The sequence below is a fragment of the Eilatimonas milleporae genome (assembly GCF_003688555.1).
GTDB classification, from domain to species: Bacteria; Pseudomonadota; Alphaproteobacteria; order Sphingomonadales; family Kordiimonadaceae; genus Eilatimonas; species Eilatimonas milleporae.
In genome coordinates this window covers 748213-771580 of record NZ_REFR01000009.1, presented here as the reverse complement: position 1 = coordinate 771580, position 23368 = coordinate 748213, and the positions used below count along the sequence as shown (strand labels likewise).

The window sequence follows — 23368 nt, the reverse complement described above, 5'->3', positions numbered from 1 at the left end:
TATGACGGACCCACACAGAGCACGCGGCGGAGACCCCGGACAAGACCGGGTGCCGCACCCGGAACGCCAGTCCGGGCGCAAGACGGTTCTGCTGATCCAGCCGCCTTACGGCGATCTGACCTATCCGTACCATGCCCTGTCCTATGTGGCGGCGGCGGTGAACGCGGCCGGGTATGAGGCCGAGGTCATCGACCTGAACGCGTTGTGGCTGAACGCGAAACTGTCGAAACCGGCGATCGCCGCCTGGGACGCGGAGGTCAGTGAGCATATCGCCGACTGTTACGCGCGGCCGTCCCTTGAGATCGGCGATCAGAACCGCCTGGCGGACCTTTTGAAAATTCAGGCGATCTGCCGGGATATCCGGCCCGAGACCTGCCGGCGCATCTTTCGCAGCGAGGCGTTTTACGATCCGGAGCGCTACCAGTTCGCGCGGCGCCAGTTCAGGATGTTCGAGGCGCTGCTGGACCATTTTTATGCACCGATCGACTTCCTCAACGCTTTCGCCATTCCGCCCCATATCGACACGGCGGCGCGGCTGACCGGCATGGTGCGGGCGAGCGACCGCCTCAAGGAGGAGCTGGCCGATTTGCTGCGCGCGCACTGCCGGGGCCGGGACTATCTGTTCATCGGTGTCGGCATGCAGTTTACCGCCAACATCGCCCCCGGTTTTGCCGTGCTGGACCTGTTGGCGGAGGTGTTTCCCGGTGTGGCGCGGGTCGCCGGCGGCACGGCGGTGACCGATCTGGTCAAATATGCGCGCAGCGAGGCGGCGCTGGCGCCGCTGTCGGCTTTTTGCGAGGCCATGTATGCGGGCGAGGCGGAGCCGGGCATGGCCGGCCTGATCGACTGGCTGTCCGGCGGGGGCGAGGCGCCGGACGGTGTCGTACAGCTGGATGGGCAGGCGCGGGAACGGCTGACGCAGCCCGACTATGTTTCGCTGGGCGGCAGGGAAGGCAAGGGTGGCAAAGGGGCGGGCTTCGCCCCCTTTGACTGGGAGCGTTTTCCGCCGCGTTTCGACTGGGTCGACTGGTCGCTGTATCTGGCGCCCGAACGGCGGGTGAATTACGCGCCCGTGCGCGGCTGTTTCTGGAACCAGTGCACTTTCTGCGACTATGGCCTGAACAGCGACAAGCCGACCGCGCCGTCGCGGGCGATGAACGCGAAAATCGCGGTTGCGGTGGTGCGTCGGCTGCGGGATGCGGGCGTCATCTATTTCTATCTGTCGTCGGATGCGCTGCCGCCGAATTTTCTCAAAGCCTTCGCCGAGGAGCTGATCGCCGAGGATATCGGCATCAGCTGGTCGTGCCAGCTGTTCCTGACCAAGACCTTCACCCCGGAGTTCGTCGCCCTTTTGGAGCGGAGCGGGTTGGTGCAGGCATCTTTCGGGCTTGAATCCGGTTCATCGCGGGTGCTGGAGAAAATGGGCAAGGGCACGGACAGGGTCGACCGGATCTTGCGACCGGCTTTCGAGGCCTTTCGCGCCTCGAACATCGCGCTTCAACCGCTGTTCTTCATGGGCTTTCCGGGCGAGACGGACGAAGACCGGCAGGCCACCGTCGACCTGCTGCTGGAATATGCCGATATTTTCACGCCGATTTCGCACGGCGGCCGCTTCACCCTGCTGGCGGGGTCGATCCTGGCGAAAAATCCCGAGGCTTACGGGCTGAGCGATCTGGCGTTTCCGGAGAATGACGATTTTTCGGGCGCGCTGAACTACCGCTTCGACGGCCGCGACAACCCGACGGACTGCGAATTGCTGAAACCCTTCAACGACCAACTGCCCGCCGATACCGCGTTCGAGCGGCCGTGGATCGGCGGCATCGATACCTTTCACACCCATCTGTACGCGCAGCGGCACGGCCGCACCGTGTTCGAGCGTATCCGGACACAGAACCGCCGGCGGGACGAGAATATCGACCATGTCACCCGCTCGCCCTATGACATTCCCACCGTGATCGAGAATGTCCTTATCCACCGGGCCCTGACATGCCCGGACAGCCGGGGGACGCTTCCGGACGATTTGCAGCAGTCCGCCGAGGATATGATCCGCTCGCTTCTGCCGGGGCAAAGCCAGACCTACCGGCTGTCCATCCTGCCCTACCGGGAGATGCGCTGAGATGGCCGGACACCGCCTTGCAGACACACCGGCCGCCGTGAAGGGCGCATCCACGGATGATCCATCCATGGAGACCGGGCGGAAGCCGCCGTGGCGCGGCGGGCTGAAGACCGTGTGGCAGATTGCGCCCGCCGCCCTTGCCGACGACATGCCCGGCCGGGGGGACGGCGCGCCGCTGTTCGACGCCCTGAAAAACATCCGCAGGCAATTGGAGCGGTGCGGCGGTGCGGGCGTCAATCTGTGGCTGGACGGTGTGCCCGCGGACATTCTGCCCGCCTATCTGCCGGACGGGCAGGACGCCGATCTCGGCGGGTATCTCGACCGGGTCGACAGGCTGTTGCGGCCACGGGAGTTCACCATCCTGCTTGCCGACCCGCATCTGTATTCGGACCGGCTGTGGGGTGCGGCGCGGACGCTGGCGCGCGGCGTGGCGGCCGAGGTCGGCCTGCCGTCCGGCGGGTTCGACACCTGCGCTTTCCTCGGGCGCTATTCCAAAACGCCGTTCGGCATTCACCGGGGACAGATGAGCGTGCTGACCGTGCCGATCCTGGGGCGCAAGGCCTTCTGGCTGTGGCCGCATCAATACGGCCTCGACCATCCGGAGATGCAGGATTCCATGGATGTGGCGCCCTACCGGGGGGACGCCTTGTACCGTGCGGCGGACCCGGGCGAGCTGCTCTACTGGCCGGCGGATTTCTGGCACATCGCCGAGACCGACGATGCACCGGGTGACCCGCCCGGGCCGACGGCCGCGTGGAATATCGGCATGTGGTGGGACAACCGGCCGCGCGAACGGGTGCTGCACAGTCTGGCCAACAGCTTTCTGGGCTTTGACGCCGTACACAAGGGTATGGGGGTCAGTTTTGCCGGCACGCAAGAGAACAGCGCCGAGCCGCCGGATTGTTTTCATATGGCCACGGCCGAACTGGCGGCCCTGATCGACGACAGCCTGTTTCGCGACAGCCTGCGCATCGACTGGATGAAATTCGTCACCGCCGACGGTTTTCGCACACCGCCGCCGCTGCTGGCTGATGGTACCGTGAGCGAGGAGGAGAGCGGGGAAAAGAACGGGGAAGGGGATGGGACCGATGCGGCCGCCCCGCTCCGGCGGTCGGCGCGTGTCCTCAGCGCCCGGCTGTCGACCGGAGATGTCTGTCTGTGCGCCAACGGCCATGCGGCGGTTTTCGAAAATCTGTCCGATGACCTGTGCCGGGGGATCGCGGCGGCGGCTGACGGGGACGGTGTGGCGGCCGGTCCCGCCCTGCCGGATAGCGTCACTGACTTTTTGCGGGCGGCGCGCGCCCTCAGGCCAAAACCGGCATCAGAGGCGGGAGCGGATCGGTCATGAAGGTTCTTCTGAACGACAATATGTTCGTCTATCGCAGCAGCGGCCGCACGATGGCCAAGCCCGACCCGCATCTGGGACTGATGAGCCTGGCGACCATCCTGCGGCAGGCGGGACACGCACCGGCCATTGTCGACCCCAAAATCCTGTTCACCGAGAGCGACTTTTCCGACCTGACGGATGCCTTTCTCGTCCACTGGGCGCGGCACTGCCTCGACCGGGCGCCGGATATCGTCGGGTTCACCGCTTACGGGCGCACGCTGCCCTTTGTCATCCGGGTGGCGCAATACATGCGGGAGGCGGGTTTCACCGGGGCGATTATTATCGGCGGCCCCCATGCGACCATTGTCGGCCGCCGGCTGATGGAGGACTTTCCGGTCTTTGACCTTGTGGTGAAATATGAGGCCGAAAATCTGATCGTGCCGCTGGTGGAGGCGCTGGCGACGGGCGGCAGCCTGGACCATATCCCCAACCTGATTTACCGGGCGGGCGGCGATCTGGTCGAGACCGGGGCCGAGCGCGACCTGATCGACATCAACGCCATTCCGGCGCCGGCGCTGGACTTCTACCCGGCGAAATATCTGCAGAATTGCGAATTGAGCGTGGAAGCCGGGCGCGGCTGCCCCTTTGCCTGCACCTTCTGTTCGACGGCGCAATTCTTTCAGCGGCGGTACCGGCTGAAATCCAACGACCGCATTCTGGAGGAGATGGAGGCGTGCCGGGCCCGGTTCGGCACCACCTTTTTCAATATGAATCACGATCTGTTCGGGCTGAACAAGAAAAGCCTGCGGCAGTTTTGCGCCATGGTGAAAGACCGGGGGTTCACCTGGAAATGCTCCATGCGTGCCGACACGCTGGACCTGGACCTGTTGGACGATCTGATCGGTGCCGGCTGTGTCGATATCTATTTCGGTATTGAAACCGGGTCGCAGCGCCTGCAGGCGGTGGTGCGGAAGAATCTCGACCTGGCGAAAACCCGGGCGGCGCTGTCTCTGGTCGTGGACCGTGGGCTCAACTGTACGGCCTCCTTCATCACGGGGTTCCCGGAGGAAACGGTGGATGACCAGAACGCCACCCTGGACCTGATCGGCGATCTCTGGGCGCTGGAGCCGCAAAAGCTGCGCACCCAGCTGCATATGCTGTCCCCGGAGCCGGGCACCAGTCTGGACGCCGAGGGCCGGCCGATCCGCTTCGACGGGATCGGGCCGGAGGCCGACGTGTTGTTGGACCGGGATATGATCGCCGCCCATCCGGAGGTTTTCTCGGTCTTTTACCATTATCCGTCCGAGTGCCCGCGCTGGCGGATCATCGCCGCCTCCACCTTTGTCAATTTCATCGCGCCCGAAATCGGCACCCCCTTTCTCAGTCATGTGGTCCGGACCTATTTCGGCGGCCGGCTGTCGAGCCTGTTCGCGGCCATGGTCGGGGAGCGGCCCTTCGAGTTCGCGTCATCGTCCACGGTGACGGAGACGGTGGCCGCGCGCTTTCTGCACCTGATCGAGACTTTGTCGCACCGGCCGCAGGCCTCCTACCTGGCGGAGCTTGCCCAGGTGAGCCGGGTCAGCGCGGAAATGCGGGCGCTGTCGCTCAGCAACCCGGAAGAGGCGCTAGATTATGCGTGGCTTATAAATTGTAAATATGATATCATAGGTTTAATTCGTCATATTCTGAGTAACAATCCAGTAGCTGTGCGTGACTGTGTATCCGCCGGCCCGGTGTCCGGGGCAGCCGGCCGGTGGTTTTTGATGAGTTACGGGGCTGACTTCTCCCTCCAGTCACGGGAGATGGACGCGTCCGCCATGGCCGCCTTTGCCGGCGATGACATGCCACAGGACGGGCGCGGCGACCCGATTTGTCTTCGAATAGCGTGAACCGTCGGGGGTTTCCGGCTTTTTGATGAGGAATGATCTGATGACGAAAAAAGATTCGACGAAGAAAAATTCTCAAGAGTCGAAGAAGAAAAAAACACAACAGGGCGGCGTGATGAGCGGCGACAAGACCATGCGGCGGCTGATCATCGGCACCCTGGCAGCCGGTGGCGCCTTTCAGTTGAACGGGTGGCAGGCGCAGGCGCACGGCAACCGGTCCAGCCACGATCTGGCGGCGCTGCGGTCGGACCTGTTCATGCCGAGCGACTATGTGGCCTTCCGCCAGCAGATGACGGCTCCGACGGCGCCCGAGACGGTCGCCCTGATGCGGCTGTACCGGGACAGGGCCAATCTGGGCACGCGTGACGGCGAGAAGATGGCATCCCTGCAACGGGACACCCGCGCCTTTGAGGATTCGCTGCGGCTGCGCGAGACATCGCGTCAGGCCATGCTGCTGGTCAAGGCCGGCAAGACCGACGCGGCGGTGGCGGCGATCGAGGGCGAAGGCCATCCGGAAAAAGTCGCCTTTGAATATTTGTGGACCATCACCGACATTGTCTATCTGAATCAGCAGGGCAATGACCTGACCAATGAGAATGAGCGCGAGCTTCTGGCCATTTCCAAGGCGGCCATGGCGTTCAACGAAAGAACGCTGAAAAGCCTGGGGGCCAAGGACAACACGGTTTTGGACGAGGCCCTGATGCTGCGGATCGCCGAAATCTATCACAATATCGCGTCCTACATGATCCCCGATATCGGCGAGATGTCCGACAGGGCGCTGAAAATGGGCTATCAGGCCGCGAAAATGGGCCTTGAGACCCGGCAGATGATGACAAGCGACCAGGCCAAGGAGATCATGATCGCCAAATGGACGCTTGCCCGTTATGAGGGGCTGCGCGGCAGGACCGAGCGGGCCACCGACCTTTACAACCAGTCCATCCGCGAGGCCGAAGCCCTGAAGGACGAGGCCGGTGTGGCATGGGGCCGGTTCGGACTGGCCGAGCTTGACGCGCGGTCCAGAGGCAACAAAATCCGCCGGGCGGAGGTCGCCGAACTGGCCGACCTGCCGAGGGGCGACAGCGACGATCCCAGAGTGGAATTGCTGAGGCTGGCGATTGACCGGCTGCAATAGCGCACGCGCACAGTCCGGATATCCGTCCGTATGACCGGATCGCACTGCGGGGCCGTGATATTCCGCAAGGCCGTGGACCTTTTTGAAGCGGCCTTCGGGTACCGCGTCCCCGCCGCCTCGTTCAAGTATCCGGACAGCGAAGACAGGTTTTTCCGAAACCTGTTCGCCTTGGCGGGTATGAGCCGGAACACCGTGGCCACCGGGCGGTTCTCGCTGCCCGAATGGACCGACCTGTTTTTCCGCTTCGTCGTGGCGGACGTGCCCGGACAGATCCCGGCGGCCCGCAAAACCGGGTTCCCGCCGGAGCCCGAGGACGCCGCCCGGGAAACCAAGTCGGCCTATTTCTGGCTGATGGCGGCATTGATCGAGGATGTGTGGGAACATTGCACATCCGACCGCCTGAAGTACCGCGACCAGTGCTATCTGGATATGGTGGCGGACCTTGGTGTCGCCAGTGTCCATGATTTCGGTGGCGGCGGCGGACGGTTCGCCCTTGCCCTGGCCGGGCGGGGCATCACTGTCCGGTATTCGGACACCAATCATGTGAAACGGCGCTTCGTGCGGTTCTGCGGTCGGGAACTGAGCCTCGGCACCCTGTATACCGGCGGCAGGCCTGCCGGGGACTGCGATCTGATACTGGCAATCGATGTGCTGGATCACGTGGCCAACCCGGACACCTGTCTGGGTCTGCTGCAAAGGCGGCTGGGGGGCAGCGGTTTCCTGCTGTTCGACGCCAGTTTCGCCGACGACGGTTGGCACAGCGGCGATGAAAACGCCGTGGCACGTTTTTATGACCGCCTGGCGCGGGACTTCACCATCGTCCGCCTGAACATGCCGGATGTCTCGGGCATGCTGTGCGCTGTCAAGCCGGCGGGGCGGCGCCGTGGTGTCCTGGCATGGCCCGACTGCGGGGCGCTGTGCCTGCCCGACGGGGTCAAAACGATCCCGCTGGACGGCGACGACGGATATCTTGTCGCCACCGGGTCGCGGATGGTGCCGCCTTTCGTGGTCAGCACCACGGCCCGCGATTTCATCGAGGCGTTCCGCGCGCCCGTGGAAACACGGGCCATCGGGAAGCTGGCGGCGCGTTTCGCGCTGGACAAGGCACAGGGCGACGATCTGGTCACGGACCTGTTCGAGCGGCGGGTGCTGGGCGGCTATCATGTCCGCCATGCCCTTGAAATGCTGGAGCTGCGCCCATGACCGGTCGGGTGGACATATCCCGTCTGGCGGCATTGCCGAGCGTGGTGTTCCTTCGCAATGCCTTTTATCCCGAGCGGTCGCCATACGGCGTTGCCCACAGGTTCACGGGGCTGGCCCATGAACTGAGCCCCGAGATGCACGCGGCGCTGCACGGTGATGGCGGACTTGCGCCCGATGCCCGCGCCGCCCTGCTTGACATATTCGCCGGGCTGGGGTTCGAGACGGTGGAAGAAGGGTCCACGGACCCGGACACGTGGTGGCACGCGTGGGCGCATCACAGGCTTGTCGTTCCGGCGCATGTGCCGGCCGTCTATACGCTGAAGACGGCGCCTGTGCGGCTATACCGTCTGGAAACGCTGATCGACTGCCACCTGCCGAGAACGGCCGAGGCACCGAAAGTCGTTTGCGAACCCCTTCAGGCCGTTCATGCCGCCCTGTTGCGTGCCGCCGAGGCGGAGACTTGTTTCGGGGATTTTTTGCGGACGACTTCCTTCACGCCGCGGGAGATCCGTGACGGGCTCTTGTACCTGAGCGATCCAAACCGCCAGATGATCCGGCTGGTCGACCCAAGCATTTTCAGCGCCAGCCTGAAGGCGCCCTGGCATTTCCCGTTTCAGAATTATATCCGCGCGACATCCGCGACAGACCCGACCGCTTATTATGAGGGTCTGGAGATCGACGGCCTGTGGAATTTCGACTGGGTGGAGACAACGGTCGCCCACAGCTTCCGCCGGCCGACGGCCATGCTGGACGGGCAGGCGTACGGGGCCGCCTTCCTGCGGGCAGTCGCCCGGCACGCGGACCTGCGGGCGGTGTCGGATATTCTTGAGGTCGGCGGCGGAACAGGCGATCTGGCAGGAGCCTTTCTGAGGGCCTTTCTGGGGGCCGCGCCCAAGGACCATCCTTTGTGCTATACCCTTCAGGACCTGTCGGATCACCTGCTGCAACGACAGAAACAGGCGCTGAAATCCTTTGACCATGTCCGGTATTTTCACGGCAATGCGGAGGACGCGTTGCCGGGCCGGGATGCGTTTGATGTCATTGTCTGTAACGAGGTGATCGCCGATCTGCGCATGATGGGGGCGGCCGGGACGGTCAGGACCGCAACCGGTTGTTTCGCGTTTCTGGAAAATGTCCTGCGGGCGCTGAAGCCGGGCGGGCGGGCCTTCATCTCGGAGTTCGGCGATCTTGTCTCGGGCAACAGATGTGTCGATCATCTCAATCACACGGAGCACAGCACCCATTTCGGCGCGCTGGTCGACTGCGCGGAAACGCTGGGTGCCCGTGCCAGGGTCGTGTCACTGGCGGAGTTTCTGGGCATGGACCCGCAGGCGCCGCTTCTGTGCGGACAGCATGAAAAATATCTTGTCATCCGGTCGGTGCTGCAAGATCACGGTGTTGATCTGGATTTCCGGGCTTATGACCGGGCCGAATTCGACGAGCGGTTTCAGACGATCCTGAGCCGGATCGGATGCGGGCGTCTGGATTTTCAGCCGGCCTGCGAAGGCCTGCATTTCGGCCCCGACCTGCGCCAGTTTCTTGTCCTGATCATAGAAAAGCCCCCACGGCTGGCGGAGCCGGCGCATGCCCCGCGCCGCCAGCCCGATGCGATGGCCGGGAGTATCCAATGACCAGATATGTCCTGGGCCTGTCCGCATATTATCATGACAGTGCCGCCGCGATCGGCGGTGACGGGCGGTTGATCGCAGCGGTCGCGGAAGAGCGCTTTACCCGTATTCGCCATGATCAGGCCTTCCCGGTCAATGCGATCAACCACTGTCTTGCCGAAGCCGGTATCGACGCCGACCGGCTGGACCGTATCGTTTTTTACGAGCGCCCGCATTTCAAGTTTCTTCATGTCATGAAGCGGCACCTTGCCCATTACCCCTGGCGGCCCCTCAGCTTTTCGCGGTCCATGTTGCACTGGATGTCCGATAAATTATGGGTCCGGACCAAAATCGTGCGCGAGGTTGGGGTCGACCCGCGCAAGGTTGCTTTCGCGGAACACCATCTAAGCCACGCTGCTTATGCGTTTTATGCGTCCCCTTTCGACGAGGCGGCCATCCTGACCCTTGACGGTGTGGGGGAAGACAATTGCGGCATGCTGGCCAAGGGCACAAGGGACGCCGGCATCGACACCATACAGCTGCAAAAATTTCCGAACTCGCTTGGTCTCGTCTATGCCGCGCTGACCGGATATCTGGGGTTTGAGCCCAACAATTCCGAATGCAGCACCATGGCCCTGGCATCCTACGGGCAGCCTGCGTTCAAGGCGTTTTTTGATCGGTTGATCCAGGTGGACGGTGACGGCCGGTTCCGGATCGACCCGTCTTATTTCGATTTTGCCGCCAATGCCGACCGCTTTTACAAACCGAAGCTTTCCGAGGCACTGGACGGCCCGTACAGACATGCCGGCAAAGGGTTTTCATCCTTTGACGCCCTTGAGCGGCAAAAGCCGTGCATAACCAATCGCAGGGCCGCCGATGTGGCCGCCAGTCTGCAAATGAAAACCGAGGAGGTTGTCGAGGCGCTGGCGCAAACCGTACGGGACAAATCAGGTTCAAAGCGGCTTTGCATGGCCGGGGGTCTTGCCTTCAACGCGGTTGCAAACAGCCGCATTCGTGACAGCGGCCTGTTTTCCGACGTTTTCGTCCCGCCGGACCCGGGTGATGGCGGCGGTGCCGTCGGTGCCATGTATCTGGGGTTTTCCGACCTGGGGCATCCTGTGCCCCGGCCCGCGTCCGGGCAAATCTACTCGGGCCCGCGTGTCGATGTGCGGCGCCTTGCGCCGCTGTTCGGTAAATTGAGCAAAGAGGACTGGGCCGATGCCGGGCGTGCCGGTCATGTCGGCAGCCCGGACATCCGCCCGGCCTTATTGACCTTCGACGACGATGCGGAGAAACGGCGGTTTGTTTGCGACGGGCTTTCCAAAGGGGCCATTGTGGGATGGATTTCAGGGGCTGCGGAATTCGGCCCTCGCGCCCTTGGCGCACGGTCCATTCTCTGCCACCCGGCCCGTGTTGAAACAGCCGAAAGGTTGAGCCGCGCGGTCAAATTCAGAGCGGCCTTCAGACCCTATGCGTTGAGCGTCGCCGAAGAGGATGCCGAAGCGCTTTTCGGCAGCCGGATCAACCGGGACCTGAGCAGATGGATGCAAAGCACGCTGCCTGTGGACAAAGAGGCGCTGGATCAGGTGCGGGCGGCCGTTCACAGCGACGGCACGACCCGCCCCCAGATCGTTACCCGTGAGGATCACACGGATTTTTACGAACTGCTGAAGGCGTTCAAGGCCCATGCGGGTGTGGCGGCGCTTCTCAACACCTCGTTCAACGGGGCGGGGGAGCCGCTTATCAACACGGCTGAAGAGGCCCTGGTGTTTTTTGCACGCATGGACCTTGACATTCTGTGCGTGGAAAATGTCGTCATCACCAGACTGAACGGGCATGGGGGGGAACAATGAAAGGACTGTCGTGGGCCCGTCGCGGGCGTGTCGTTTTCTCGGTCATGATATCCTTGGGGGATATTCTGAAGGCGGTCGGGGCAACCAGATCCTATGTTCTGATCCCGTTGTTGCTGGTGCTGTTGTCCCTGGCACTGGTCATTGCCCTGCTGGCCCTGACCGGGCCGCTTGCCCCTTTTGTGTACCCGATCCTGTAAGACCGCGAGGGTATGAATGGTCAGGGCCGGCAAAATATTGGTTTACCTGCTGTGCAGCCTGTCGGCCGTTATTGCGATCATGGAAATCGTGTTGCGGCTTGTGTTCGCCGGGTTGCCGACGATCCCCTTTTTCTATCAGGAAACGGGCATCCCCAGCCTTTACCAAAACGACAATGTGCTTGTGTCCTTTCCGGACCGCCCACCCGTGCGTTACAAAACCAATTCCATGGGGGCCCGCATTCACGAGACCGCCGACCCTGATGCGGCCCCAAGTTCCGGCACGCTTGTTATCGGGGATTCGCAGGCCCTTGGGTATGGTCTCGATTTCGAGGACACGTTCGGTTTTCGTGTCCACCAGCGGCTTTTTCAAGACAATGGTGTCCGGATCTTCGCCAGCCCGTCCACGGACATGGAGCTTCTGTCAAATGCCGTGTGCGGCGGGGCGTTGACGAATGAGATGTCCGCCGCGCTTATGGTTGTCGTCGTCAATTTGGGAAATGATCTGGACGAAATCTATCTGGGCGGGCGCACACGTCGCGGCACGGCGTCCAGCGGCCTTCACAGATTTTTGTTGCGCCACAGCCGGATTTACATGCGCCTGGCGATTGCGCGGTCACGCGGGATTTTGATGACGCATGCTTTGCCGGGGGTGAACCCAATTCTGTACAATCTGACGGCGGCAGAGCGTGTCACGCTTGCGGACGAGATGGTCAGGCATATTCAGGCCGTTCTTGCCTGCGGCCCCGAGGCGGCGCAAAAAATTGTCGTGCTGATGCCGTCCGATTTCCAGGTTGACCCGGATGAATTGCTGAAATACGGCCCTTTCAGCAACGATCCCCGGATGTTTGAAGACTGGGCGGGCCGGCGGGCGGCGCTTGCCCAGATGATGAATGCCCTTGAGCGATATATTGCCGCGCGCCTGTCGGTTGAGGGCCTGTCCGTGGTTTCGTTTCGTGCGCTTGTCCTTGACCGTGCGTTGGACAGTGCAGGGGTTTTTGAAAGAAGCTCGCACCATATAACCCGACTGGGTCATGAAATTCTGGCCGCTGAAATCATCGGACAGCTTCAGAATGGGGAATAGAGTTCTCAAAAATACCGCGAGGCACCTTCTTCTGTTTCTCGCGGCTGTTGCCGGGTTGGAGCTGCTGCTGAATGCGCGATCCGGGTTTTCGAACACATTGCCCAATTTTTTTCAGCCCGGCGCGGGCGGCACCGCCTATGTGCTCAAACACGGCAGGCACCGCTATCTGCATCGCGGCCGGCCGGTCAATGTGTCGATCAACGGGCAGGGACACCGGTACAGTCCCGGCGGTGACCGGAATGAAAACAGCGCCCCGCAAAGAGTGGTCCTGATCGGGGATTCCCAGGTGTTCGGCTGGGGGCTTGACGACGCCGAGACCCTTTCAAACCGGCTGCAAGCCCATATCGGACCGGACTACCGTGTCATCAACAAGGGCCTGCCGGGAACCGGACCCTGGTCCTATTGGGAAAGCGCCGCCGAGGAGACCCCGGATACGATCCTTGTGACCGTTTATACGGAAATCAACGATGGTCAGGACAGCTACACACGAGACACATTTGCCCGCGTCAATTGTTCGACCCTTGTGGTGCCGGGCGGCCCTGCCGAGACCCTGCCCTGCTGGATGATGGAGACGGCGCTTTTTTCCTTCATCGTCGATGCCAGGAACATGCTGTCGCCCTACCACCTGGCACCGCCCATCAACTGCAATCCACTGACGCGGTCGGCCGCGGCGGTTATACAGACCCGTATCGAGACACTGGACCAGCGCCTGGATATCTTTCCCAAAAGAATTCGGCTTGCCATTCCGTGGGATGCGCGGATCGACAGCCGCCGGCTTGCCAATTATCGGCCCGTGTTGGCGCAAGCCCAATGTTTCTGGGCATTTCCCGGCGATATCGATCTGGTGTCGCATATGACATCGGCGGAAAACAGGCTAGATTTGTTCCAGCGTGACGATCAGCATCTGTCCGCCGAAGGGGTGGATCTGGTCGCGGCCCTATTGGCCCGCCACATTCTGGCGCGCCACCCCGCGACCACCGGAGAAGAGCAGAACCAGAAAGCCCAGGCTCCAATAAAATAGCGATGTGAGGATCGACATCATGAAATTGCCGAAGCCTTTGGACACAAACCCGTAATTGCGCCACATCCGCCGGTGGGACGCGGAGCGCAACGCCGACCGGAAGGATTTTTCATCGCCGGCCACGCGCCTGAGAATATCAAAGGTGTCGTTGCCGTGATCGGCCTCATCCTCCTTGATTTTTTCAAAGAGGGCTTTGACATCCGCATTGTCCGTTGCCTTGCCGTATTTGTCGAATTCGTCATGGACCGCCATTTCGCTGACGGAAATATCGGCAAGCGTGTTCAGGACGGAGCCATAGGCGGCGTAAAGGTCCATGCGTTCCCGCTGTGCCAGAAACGCCCTGGCCTGCGGGTCGATTTTTTGGGCCAGATTGCGGAACAGTTCCGCATGTTCGGCCTCTTCAACCGCGATCTTGAACAGTTCCGCCTGCAGGTCGACATCGTCGGTCCGGTAGAGAAGGTTGAGGGCCTGCCAGCCGGAATCCGCTTCAACCTGGGAAAAACGGTGCAGCGACAGTGCAAGGCGTCTCGGGCTCGACCCCCAAGAGGCGCGGGTGAAATATTTTATCAGAAATGCTCTCATATGTGCGGGCCTCCCGGGAAGGAGACAAATGCGTATATCCTGTCCGTAAATCTCTTTTCTGTTCGTAAATCCCTGGCGCGGTACCCGAAACCCGATGATGCACAAATATCATATTTTTCGTTCGCGGCATAGTTGAGAGCGATACATATGGGCGGTTTCGATCATGTGCGGCCGGCGGTCACAAAATTCCCGCAACAGGCCGGCATAGTCTTCCGGCAGAAAGCGGCCCCGGGTCTTGGAATGATACCCCATCGCATCCAGGGAAATCCGGTCGGGTCCGTGACCGAAAAACGCGCAGCATTTTCGAAGGGTGGCTTCCGGGTCCGCCAGCAAATCCCCGGACTGTATGAACAGCGACGGTTGCCGGTCGGCGATGCGTTGCAGAATATGCGCGGAGCAGTCCCACAGCGCCACGATATATTCAAGATCGTTTTTGGGCTGGATCCGTTGCAGGCCGCAGAGTTTGCGATAGCGAAAAAACTGATCCTCACACCAGGCCTGTCGTTTATATTTGTCAAGGATGTGAAACAGAAACTGTTCCAGGGACGGCATCAACAGGATGGTTTGCGCGTTCGGATAACAGGCCACAAGCAGGTCCGCGAGTAAAAGCGTATCCAGTTTGCAAATGAACGGTCTGTCCTCATTCAGATGAAAGACCGTCTCCAGGGTGAAATGAATGACCGGTCGCAGACCGTCGGGGTTCCCGCTTTCCATTTCGCTTTCAAGCTGATGCAGCAGCAGCAGTTCATTGATGGCGGTCAGACCATTTTCATGCAGCAGCGCGGTTAACAGGGTGGAGTGGCAAAAGGAAGGATGAAACAAAAAGGTGACCGGCACATCCGTTTGACGCGTGTGCAGTGTCTCATCCGTCATATCCATTTCAAAAAGCGGCGTCTCGCACAGTATGGCGCGCACATCCAAGGCCGGCTCCCATGACAGGGCGGTAATGTCACGGTCGAGAAAGTACAGCTTTCTGTCTCGCATATTGATGGAAAAGGGCAGCATGTCACAAGTATAGGCTGTGCGCTGACGCTGTCACGTCCGTATCGCTTACGGGGTCAGGAAATGGCGGCCCCGCCCAGGATGTCCAAAGTGTCCGGTGCGACTGTCCGGACATTTTGGACATCTTTCCCGACGAGAACCGAGAGGGCCCCAGGGCGGGGTGAAATCCGTCCCCGTCTGTCCCCCTGAAGACGATAGCTATTTGTTTCACCGCCGTTTTCCGTATCACCGGACAGCCGCTGTGTCCTCTTGTCATGTGGCATCACCGAACTGGCATGCAAATTGCCCTTTATGGGTGTGTTCATTCACCGATGGGGGGTGCGAGATCATGATACAGGCAACCGCTTTTCTGCTGGTCCAAGCAGGCTGTGACGGTAATACCGTCCGTATGCCGGCAGTGTCTGTGGCACTGTATGGGGCTGCGTCTTCGACGGCCCATGCATCACACGATATGCCGGACTGTTTGCCGGTATATTTACCGGACATCCCACCTCCCGAACGCGCGACGGTGCCCATGCCGGCGGCACCCTGATGCCATCCGGGCGGAGCCCGTGTCGCAGGCGCTGCCGCCAACATCTCTTCAAAACGAAACCGGTCATTCCAGTCCAGGGGAATATATCCATGTCACGCAACGCCGCCGCCGAGCGATCCGATACCGTTATGGTTGCCGTGGTCGACGGTGTGCCCGATCTGAAGGCGCCGGCGCTGGTCGACCGGAGCGTCACCATGGAAACAAGCCTGATTCCGCCGGCCTGTGAGGCTCCTGACGATCATGGGACCGATGTGTGCGGGCTGATTTTCGATACGGCTGAGGCGCTTGGCGATGGGGCGACGCCTTTGTCCGCGCTGGCGCTGCCCATTTTCTTTTCCGCAGGGCCTGGGCAACCGGGTGCGCGCATGGCCTCGCAACTGGATCTGGCGCGTGCCCTCAATCTGGCGGTGGCGCGTGGTGCGTCCATCGTCAATGTCAGTGCCGGGCAAAGAACATCGACGGCGGATGCGGGAAGCCATCTTGAGGATGCGCTGGCCCACTGCGAACGGGAAGACGTTCTGGTCATCGCCGCCGTCGGCAATGACGGATGCGCATGCCTGCATGTACCGGCGGCGGTTCCCACCGTGCTGGCCGTGGGGGCGATGGATGCAGACGGCCGGCCGCATGACAGCAGCAATTGGGGCGACAGTTACGGCACACACGGCCTTATGGCGCCGGGTGTCGGGATCGCGCTGACCGACCGGCACGGCAGGTCGGCGAAACGCACCGGCACCAGTTATGCCACCGCCATTGTGTCGGGCGTTGCCGCCCATCTTCTGCATCTGTCACGGCAGGCCGGTTACGATTTGCGAGCCGCCGACATCCGGGCGGTCCTGATCGAGAGCGCCGACCCTTGCGTGCCGGACCGTGACGGTGCCTGCGAGCGTCTTCTGGCCGGGCGTCTGAATATTGCCGCAGCCATCCGGCATTTGCATGACCGGGGCCGTGCAAATGCGCGCGTTGTGCGGAGTTCTGCTCCCCGCGCCATTGTTCCTTCCAACACCGTTTCTTCCAATGCCGTCTCTTCTGACACCGTCTTTTCTGGCAGCGCTTCTTCGGGCTCTGCCTCCGACGGGGCCGGTTTTTCGGATTTCGTTACGCCATCCGCCATGCGGGGGGACCGCTGCCCCGCGCATATCAGCCACCCAGCAAACAAGAGAGAAAGACCGATGCAAACACCCACTGCTTCCGAAACGGCCGTAACGCCTTCCGGCGATACCGGTCATGCCGCCGATCCGGGCCTTGCGGCAGCGCCCCTGCCACAGGGCCCGGCGGCCCCAATGACGAACACTCCGGTCGCGTTCGCCCAAAGTTCAGCACCACAGGGCGTGTCGTTACAGGGTATGGCGCCGTCCGCGCATGACGGTATGCCCGCAGCCGAAGGCGGCGCGGCGGGTTTGAATAAATCCGGCCTTCATGAATCAGGCCTGAAGGACACGGGGCCCACTGAAGGGGCCGTGGTCCCGTCGCAGGCCGAGGGCGCCCCGGTGGAACAATCGGGCTGTGGCTGCGGCGGCGGCGAGGCACCGCAGACGGTCTATGCCCTTGGGGCGTTGTGGTTCGATTTCGGCACAGAAGCGCGTTATGACGCGATCGTGCAGGCGATCGGCGATCCGGTGAAGGCCAACACCCCGGCCGAGCTGATCAAATTTTTGTCCGACAATCTGGAATATGCCGGCGGCATCACGTTCATCCTGATGCAGGACCAAATTCCGTTATACGCCATTCAGCCTGCCGGGACCTTTGCCGTACCTGTCTACAAGGCCGTTCTGGGCGCTCTGAGCAGTGCGCTGGACAGTGGTGGCGACATGCAGCGGGTATCGGTACCGGGGATCGTCGGCGGCACCACCCGTCTGATGAACGGCATGACCCTGCCGGTGCTGGTGCCCGATTTGCGGGGCATGTACCAGTGGAAGTCCGAGGATCTGGTATCCAGCGTGCGCGCGGCGGCCGACGCCGAGGATGTGCCCGAGGACGTCATCCTGAATTTCCTGGCGCGGGTATATGACGAATTGCGCAATCTGGGCACGACGCCGCAGGACCGTGCCATCAATTTTGCCGCGACCAATGCCTATCAGGCGGCCACCGTGTTTCGGGACTGCGCGACGCGGAAGCTGGAACTGTTCGCCATCAGGGTCGCCAAAAGCCCGATCTGCCGGCCTGATTCCGATTGCTGGGATGTGCATTTGCAGATGTTCGATCCTGAAAATGACCGGCGGGCGGGCCGCATTTACCGCTTTACGGTGGATGTCAGCGAAACGCTGCCCGTGACCGTCGGCCCGATCCGTAGCTGGGCGGCACCCCTGTCGCAGCTTTAGGGCGTTTTGCCCGTGGTGTGCGATGGCGGGCGATGCCCCGTTAGCGGAACTGGCGTCTCGTCAGACATGGCCGGCATGCGGTGCCGGCCCCCACGTCCAAGCCTGCGGGACGATATGAGCGCAGGCGCCACCATCAACACAGGAGAGGTGAAACCATGAGATCTCCAATGCAATCGACCCCCGTTCAGCGCGGGTCCCTGAAGGCCGTTCAAGGCGTATCCGGCGTGGGACAGTCTTTTGACAAATGTAACTGTCCGACCATGTGCCTTGGCGCATGCGTTCTTGGCAGGTGCGTCGGAGCCTGCGTCTAGAACACTTTCGACAGGCGGTCCTTAAACAAGGATCCGACCTCCCGGTGCGGGGCTTTGCGGCCCCGTACCCTCTCACTCAACAAGGAAAGGACGATATGATGAAAACTCCATTTCAAACCGGGCCAGTATACCGCAATCCGATTAAAGCAGCTGCCGTCATGTCGACGGTACGGCAATCGCATCCGGGGCAGTGCAACTGTGATGCTAACAGCTCATGCGCGGGTCTGTGTATTTTAGGTCATTGCGTAGGAGCATGTGTGCCCAAATAACATTTTGGTGCACGGGGTTTCGTGACACCGGTTACGTGACCCCGGCCTGATGTATCCCGGATGGACGGTCGTCATATGGGGATATCGCATTCCGGGAGTGAGAGACTATTGACTGGCGGGTCTCCCGGCTCTGATCCTTGCGTTCACGCCGTAGATGAGGCGCGAGTTCCTGCCGTTTGTTTTCCGGCCATATGCCGCCGACCGCCATGATTTTAACCGGAGGATTTTTCCATGGTATCCGCCGCCACCGAACAGAGTGTCACCGCCGCCGGTGCGACCGCCCTCCATACCCCGGCCCAAGCCGCGCCGCGACCGCGTCCCTATATGCATCATATGGTGGGACGGGCATGGGCGGACGAGAGACCATCCATGCCGGCTGTAAAAGGCAAAGGACGCAGGCGCCGGAAAGGCGGCCCTGTGCCCCTGATGCAATTGACGGTCTTTGTGCTGTGACCCTGCCCTTTGATGCGTGATACAGGCTGGGCCAGGATGTCCGGGCGGTCGTGGGTTGCCGGCGCAATGCTCGGTCCGGGTCCCATGCCAATCCCTGAGGGTTTGTTCTTTCCGTGGCGTTACTCCACCGTTACGGATTTGGCCAGGTTGCGCGGCTGGTCCACGTCGGTGCCTTTTTCGACCGCCGTGTGATAGGCGAGAAGCTGCATGGGCAGGGCGTAGGCGATGGGGGCGGTCAGCGGGTCCGTCGCCGGCATCGGCACATGGCCGCTGAGCGTGTCGGCCGGTGCGTCCGCATCGGTGAACAGATAGACATGGCCCTGACGTGCCATGATTTCCTCAAGATTTGACCAGCTTTTGCCGAACAGGTCGCCGTCCGGCGCCAGGCCGATGATGGGCACGCCCGCGTCGATCAGGGCGATGGGACCATGCTTCAGCTCGCCGCCGGCATAGCCTTCGGCGTGGATATAGCTGATTTCCTTCAGTTTCAGCGCCCCTTCGAGGGCGAGCGGATAGAGAGTGCCGCGTCCGACGAAAAAGGCGTCGCGGGCGCCCGAAATGTCGCGGGCGAGCGCGGCGATGGCGTCTTCGTCCACCAGCATGCGCGCCATCATGGCGGGCAGGTGTTCCAGGCGTTGCACCGCGTCGGTTTCTTCGGCCGCAGTCAGCGTACCGCGCGCGGCGGCGAGGCCCACGGCCAGGCAGGCCAGGACGGCCAACTGGCAGGTGAAGGCCTTGGTCGAGGCGACGCCGATTTCGGGCCCGGCATGGGTATCGAGACGGACGTCGGCCTCGCGGGCGATGGTGGATGTGGGCACATTGACAATGGCCGCGACCGGGATGCCGGCCCCTTTGGCGTGACGCAGGGCGGCGAGTGTGTCGGCGGTTTCGCCCGACTGGGAAATGACCACGACCAGATCGCCGTCGCCCAGAACGGGGTCGCGGTAGCGGAATTCCGAGGCGATATCCACTTCGACCGGCAGGCGCGCCAGACTTTCCAGCCAGTATTTGCCGACCATGGCGGCATAATGGGCCGTGCCGCAGGCCACCATGATGATGCGGCGCAGATCGCCTGCCGGCAATGGCAGATCGGGTAGGGTGACGGTGCCGGCACCGGGGTCGACATAGCGCCCCAGCGTCTGGGCGATGACGATGGGCTGCTCGAAGATTTCCTTATGCATGAAATGGCGGTGATTGCCCTTGCCCACCAGTCCGCCGCCGTCCATGGCCGGGCTTTCCGGACGCGCGACGGGGCTGCCGTCGGCGGCGAACACCGTGTATCCGTCCGGTGTCAGGATGGCGCTGTCGCCTTCCTCCAGATAAACCAGACGTTCGGCGAAACCGGCCAGCGCCAGGGCGTCGGAGCCGACGAAATGCTCGCCGTCGGTGATGCCGATGACAAGCGGACTGCCCCGTCGCGCCGCGAACAGCGTATCGTCCGCACCGTCGATCAGAACGGCGAGCGCGAAGGCCCCGTCCAGTTGGTCCACCGCCGCCGTGAAGGCTGCGGCCGGGTCCTGTCCGGCACCGAGTTCCCCGGCGATGAGGGCGGCGATCACCTCGGTATCGGTTTCGCCGGCGAACCGCGCCCCGTGCGCGATGAGATCGTCCTTCAGCGGGCGGAAATTTTCGATGATGCCGTTGTGGACCACCGCCACCTTGGGCGCATCCATCGGGGCCATGTGCGGGTGGGCATTGTCGGTGGTCGGCCGACCGTGCGTGGCCCAGCGTGTATGGCCGATACCGGTCGTGCCCGCCAGCGGGGCCTCCTTGAGGACGGCGTCCAGCGCCGACAGCTTGCCGACGGCGCGTCGCCGGTCCAACCCAGGTGCAAAGGTGGCGATCCCGGCGGAATCATAGCCGCGATATTCCAGCCGCTTCAGCGCCTCCATCATGCGGGGAGCGGCGGGAGACCGCCCAGTGATGCCGATAATGCCACACATTATTCAGATATCCTTATTCAGCAGGCTCGTTTCCGGCTGTCCGTTTGCCGTCAGCCCCGGCCCGCAGGCGTGCGGCATAGCCGCCGATGCTTTTTTGGGACGCGCGTGTAAGCGCCAGCGCGTCGCCCTCCACATTCTTGGTGATGACGCTGCCGGCACCGACGACGGCGCCGGCGCCGATGGTGACAGGGGCGACAAGCGCACTGTTCGATCCGATGAAGGCACCGGCGCCGATATCGGTGACATATTTGTTGTAACCGTCATAATTACAGGTGATGGTCCCGGCGCCGATATTGGCGTCCCGGCCCACATGGGCATCGCCGATATAGGACAGGTGGGAGATCTTGGCGCCGTCCCCGATGGCGGCTTTCTTGATTTCGACGAAATTGCCGATTTTCGCGGTGCCGCCCACGTCAGTGCCGGGGCGCAGGCGGGCATATGGGCCGATACTGGCGTCTTCGCCGACGGTCGCCCCCTCCAGATGACTGAAGGCCCGGATGACGGCGCCGCGTGCCACGCGCACACCGGGGCCGAACACCACATGCGGTTCCACCGTCACATCCTTGCCCAGTTCAGTGTCATGGCTGAAATGGGTGCTGGCCGGATCGCGCAGGGTGACGCCGGCGGCCATGGCGGCACGGCGCGCGCGGGCCTGAAAGGCGGCTTCGGCCACGGCTAGTTCGGCGCGGCTGTTAACGCCGAGAAGGTCGCTCTCGTCCGCATGAACCACCGCGACGGCGCGGCCGTCGGCGCGGGCCATGGCGACCAGGTCGGTCAGATAATATTCGCCGGCCGCATTGTCATTGTCCAGCCGGCCCAGCCAACCCCGCGCGGCGGTGCCGTCGATCAGCATCAGGCCGGAATTGCACAGCCGTACGGCGCACTCTTGCGCGTTCGCGTCGTTTTCCTCGACGATTTTCAGCAAATGGCTGGCGTCGTCGGTGATCAGCCGGCCATATCCGGTTGGATTTTCCGCCATGAAGCCGAGAATGACGAGGCCGGGCGCGTCTTCGGGTGATGGCTGCCGGCGTGCGATCAGCATGGCGGCGATGGTGTCCGTCGGCACGAACGGCACATCGCCGTACAGCACCAGAAGATCGCCGTCATAACCGTCCAAAGCGGGCAACGCGGCCATGACGGCATGGCCGGTGCCAAGCTGCGGTGACTGGCGGGCAACCGGGATGCCGGGAAAAGCCTCGGCAATCTGTTCGGCCCGGTCGCCGACCACAAGGACCGTCCTGTCCGGGGACAGGCCGGAGACGGTATCAACAACATGGGCCAGAAGCGTCTTGCCGCCGACCTCGTGCAGGACCTTGTGGCGGGTTGAGCGCATGCGGGTGCCTTTGCCCGCTGCCAGGATCACCGCCGCGAAACCGTCTGATGCCATAGGATGGGCGTCCCTTGTCCGTCAGCAGCAGTGTTGCCGCTGACCTGTCGCTCGATCATGTGGGTTTCTGTCTAGCCGAACATGTCGCCCTGTTCAATCGGGTGCCATGTGGCGCGGCCGCCGCGTTTTGCAGCCTGCCTGTCCTTGTAACGCCAGTAGCGTTGCAGGACGGCATCCTCAAGGCGGCCAAGGGCCATGAGACCAAACCCTGGCAGGGGCAGAAAGGGGTTGTGACGGCCATAGGCCCAGATTTCCAGGCGGCTGGCACCGTCCTCGGCCTGGCCGCGGCCGTGAAAGCCGTGGGTGTTGGCGATGACCAGCGTGCCGGCCCTGGCGGTAAGCGCCTGCGGCGGCGGCAGATCCAGTGCCCGCAGATCGGCCGCATCCGCGCGCAGCGAGCCCTTTTCCGAATAGCCGTCCTTCAGCCGGGCAGCACGGCGGCTGATGCCGTATTCCCATTTCAGGCGTTTTGCCGTCAGCCGGTGCGAGCCGGGCACATAGGTAAATGGCCCCTTGGCGGCATCCACGTCTTCAAGGAAAAGCCAGGCTTTCATCGATGGATGAAACGTGTCGGAATGCAAGGTTTTCTGCGGGTCGCGGCCGCCTGTGCGGGCGCCGTTGCGGATACGCTGCACATAAAAGACCGGACGGTGCCATTTGCCGGCGGCATAGCAGAGACCGCCGAGGAAGCGCCGCGACGACAAAAGCGTACGCAAGCGCGGCGTGGTACGGGTGGCCGTGCGGTCCAACAGGATGCGCTGGGTCAGCGTATCCCCCTGTACCATCTGGCGCGGGGTTCCGTCTAGGTCCGGCAGTTCCGCGCGAATGGCGGCCACCTCGTCCGCGGACAGAAATCCCGGCAGGGCCACATACCCGTCCCTGTGGAACGCCCGGCGCTGGCCTGCCGGCATCAGCGGGCGAAGCATGGCCCAGCGCAGACCCATGACGCCGTGGGCGAGAAGCAGGCGGGCGACATGAAGGCCCAGCATGTTCAGCGCGGGCGAACCCAGAACCGGATTGGCCCGGAAGGATTTGGCCTGTCCCAGAACGCCGGCAATCCACAGCGGCCACATATGGATTTTATGCAAATGTGCCATGGGCGCTCCTTGAATGGCACGGCCGTGCCCGAACCTGACCGCTGCGTGCGA

The 23368-nt window shown here is 62.5% G+C and carries 16 protein-coding genes; 11 read left to right on the top strand and 5 right to left on the bottom strand.

Features of this window, described 5'->3' with window-relative positions; all coding sequences use genetic code 11:
* The first annotated feature begins 1 nt into the window (after window position 1).
* From BXY39_RS04165 to BXY39_RS19125, 10 genes are read left to right on the top strand one after another with little or no spacing between them, the layout of a single operon-like run.
* Window positions 2-2116, top strand: a complete 2115-nt coding sequence (locus BXY39_RS04165; RefSeq protein ID WP_170163610.1) for a B12-binding domain-containing radical SAM protein — start codon at window positions 2-4, stop codon at window positions 2114-2116.
* A gap of 1 nt (window position 2117) precedes the next feature.
* On the top strand, window positions 2118-3464 hold the full coding sequence (locus BXY39_RS04160; RefSeq protein WP_121937539.1) for a hypothetical protein: 1347 nt from the start codon (window positions 2118-2120) through the stop codon (window positions 3462-3464).
* Window positions 3461-5332: a B12-binding domain-containing radical SAM protein gene (locus BXY39_RS04155; RefSeq protein WP_121937538.1), complete on the top strand. Its 1872-nt coding sequence runs from the start codon at window positions 3461-3463 to the stop codon at window positions 5330-5332. The genes BXY39_RS04160 and BXY39_RS04155 overlap by 4 nt, the downstream gene beginning before the upstream one ends.
* Window positions 5333-5372: 40 nt before the next feature.
* Window positions 5373-6461: a hypothetical protein gene (locus tag BXY39_RS04150; RefSeq protein WP_147453461.1), complete on the top strand. Its 1089-nt coding sequence runs from the start codon at window positions 5373-5375 to the stop codon at window positions 6459-6461.
* Between the two features lie 30 nt (window positions 6462-6491).
* Complete coding sequence (locus tag BXY39_RS04145) at window positions 6492-7664, top strand: methyltransferase domain-containing protein (RefSeq protein WP_121937536.1); 1173 nt, start codon at window positions 6492-6494, stop codon at window positions 7662-7664.
* Entirely contained in the window at window positions 7661-9295 is a 1635-nt protein-coding gene (locus BXY39_RS04140) for a class I SAM-dependent methyltransferase (protein WP_121937535.1), read from the top strand. Before BXY39_RS04145 ends, BXY39_RS04140 begins: the two co-directional genes overlap by 4 nt.
* Window positions 9292-11124, top strand: a complete 1833-nt coding sequence (locus tag BXY39_RS04135; protein WP_170163609.1) for a carbamoyltransferase family protein — start codon at window positions 9292-9294, stop codon at window positions 11122-11124. Before BXY39_RS04140 ends, BXY39_RS04135 begins: the two co-directional genes overlap by 4 nt.
* On the top strand, window positions 11121-11321 hold the full coding sequence (locus BXY39_RS04130; RefSeq protein ID WP_121937533.1) for a hypothetical protein: 201 nt from the start codon (window positions 11121-11123) through the stop codon (window positions 11319-11321). The genes BXY39_RS04135 and BXY39_RS04130 overlap by 4 nt, the downstream gene beginning before the upstream one ends.
* Window positions 11322-11337: 16 nt before the next feature.
* Window positions 11338-12402: a hypothetical protein gene (locus BXY39_RS04125; protein WP_121937532.1), complete on the top strand. Its 1065-nt coding sequence runs from the start codon at window positions 11338-11340 to the stop codon at window positions 12400-12402.
* Complete coding sequence (locus tag BXY39_RS19125; RefSeq protein ID WP_147453460.1) at window positions 12392-13423, top strand: SGNH/GDSL hydrolase family protein; 1032 nt, start codon at window positions 12392-12394, stop codon at window positions 13421-13423. Before BXY39_RS04125 ends, BXY39_RS19125 begins: the two co-directional genes overlap by 11 nt.
* On the opposite strand, the gene BXY39_RS04120 is transcribed toward BXY39_RS19125, so the two are convergent.
* Together BXY39_RS04120 and BXY39_RS04115 are read right to left on the bottom strand one after the other, a co-directional pair.
* The gene (locus BXY39_RS04120; protein WP_121937531.1) at window positions 13340-14005 is read right to left on the bottom strand and encodes a ferritin family protein; all 666 of its coding nucleotides are present in this window, start codon (window positions 14003-14005) and stop codon (window positions 13340-13342) included. The two genes, BXY39_RS19125 and BXY39_RS04120, sit on opposite strands and share 84 nt — an antisense overlap.
* A 108-nt stretch (window positions 14006-14113) precedes the next feature.
* A complete protein-coding gene (locus BXY39_RS04115; RefSeq protein WP_121937530.1) occupies window positions 14114-15010 on the bottom strand; it encodes a hypothetical protein in 897 nt (298 codons plus the stop codon).
* 618 nt (window positions 15011-15628) lie between these two features.
* On the opposite strand from BXY39_RS04115, the gene BXY39_RS04105 reads away from it, so the two are divergent.
* The gene (locus BXY39_RS04105) at window positions 15629-17857 is read left to right on the top strand and encodes a PatA/PatG family cyanobactin maturation protease (protein WP_170163608.1); all 2229 of its coding nucleotides are present in this window, start codon (window positions 15629-15631) and stop codon (window positions 17855-17857) included.
* 1152 nt (window positions 17858-19009) lie between these two features.
* On the opposite strand, the gene glmS is transcribed toward BXY39_RS04105, so the two are convergent.
* The 3 genes from glmS to BXY39_RS04085 form a co-directional block, all read right to left on the bottom strand.
* Complete coding sequence (gene glmS, locus BXY39_RS04095; protein ID WP_121937526.1) at window positions 19010-20833, bottom strand: glutamine--fructose-6-phosphate transaminase (isomerizing); 1824 nt, start codon at window positions 20831-20833, stop codon at window positions 19010-19012.
* 13 nt (window positions 20834-20846) lie between these two features.
* The gene (glmU, locus tag BXY39_RS04090) at window positions 20847-22220 is read right to left on the bottom strand and encodes a bifunctional UDP-N-acetylglucosamine diphosphorylase/glucosamine-1-phosphate N-acetyltransferase GlmU (protein ID WP_121937525.1); all 1374 of its coding nucleotides are present in this window, start codon (window positions 22218-22220) and stop codon (window positions 20847-20849) included.
* A gap of 71 nt (window positions 22221-22291) precedes the next feature.
* Window positions 22292-23317: a phytanoyl-CoA dioxygenase family protein gene (locus BXY39_RS04085; protein WP_170163607.1), complete on the bottom strand. Its 1026-nt coding sequence runs from the start codon at window positions 23315-23317 to the stop codon at window positions 22292-22294.
* Window positions 23318-23368: the final 51 nt, after the last annotated feature.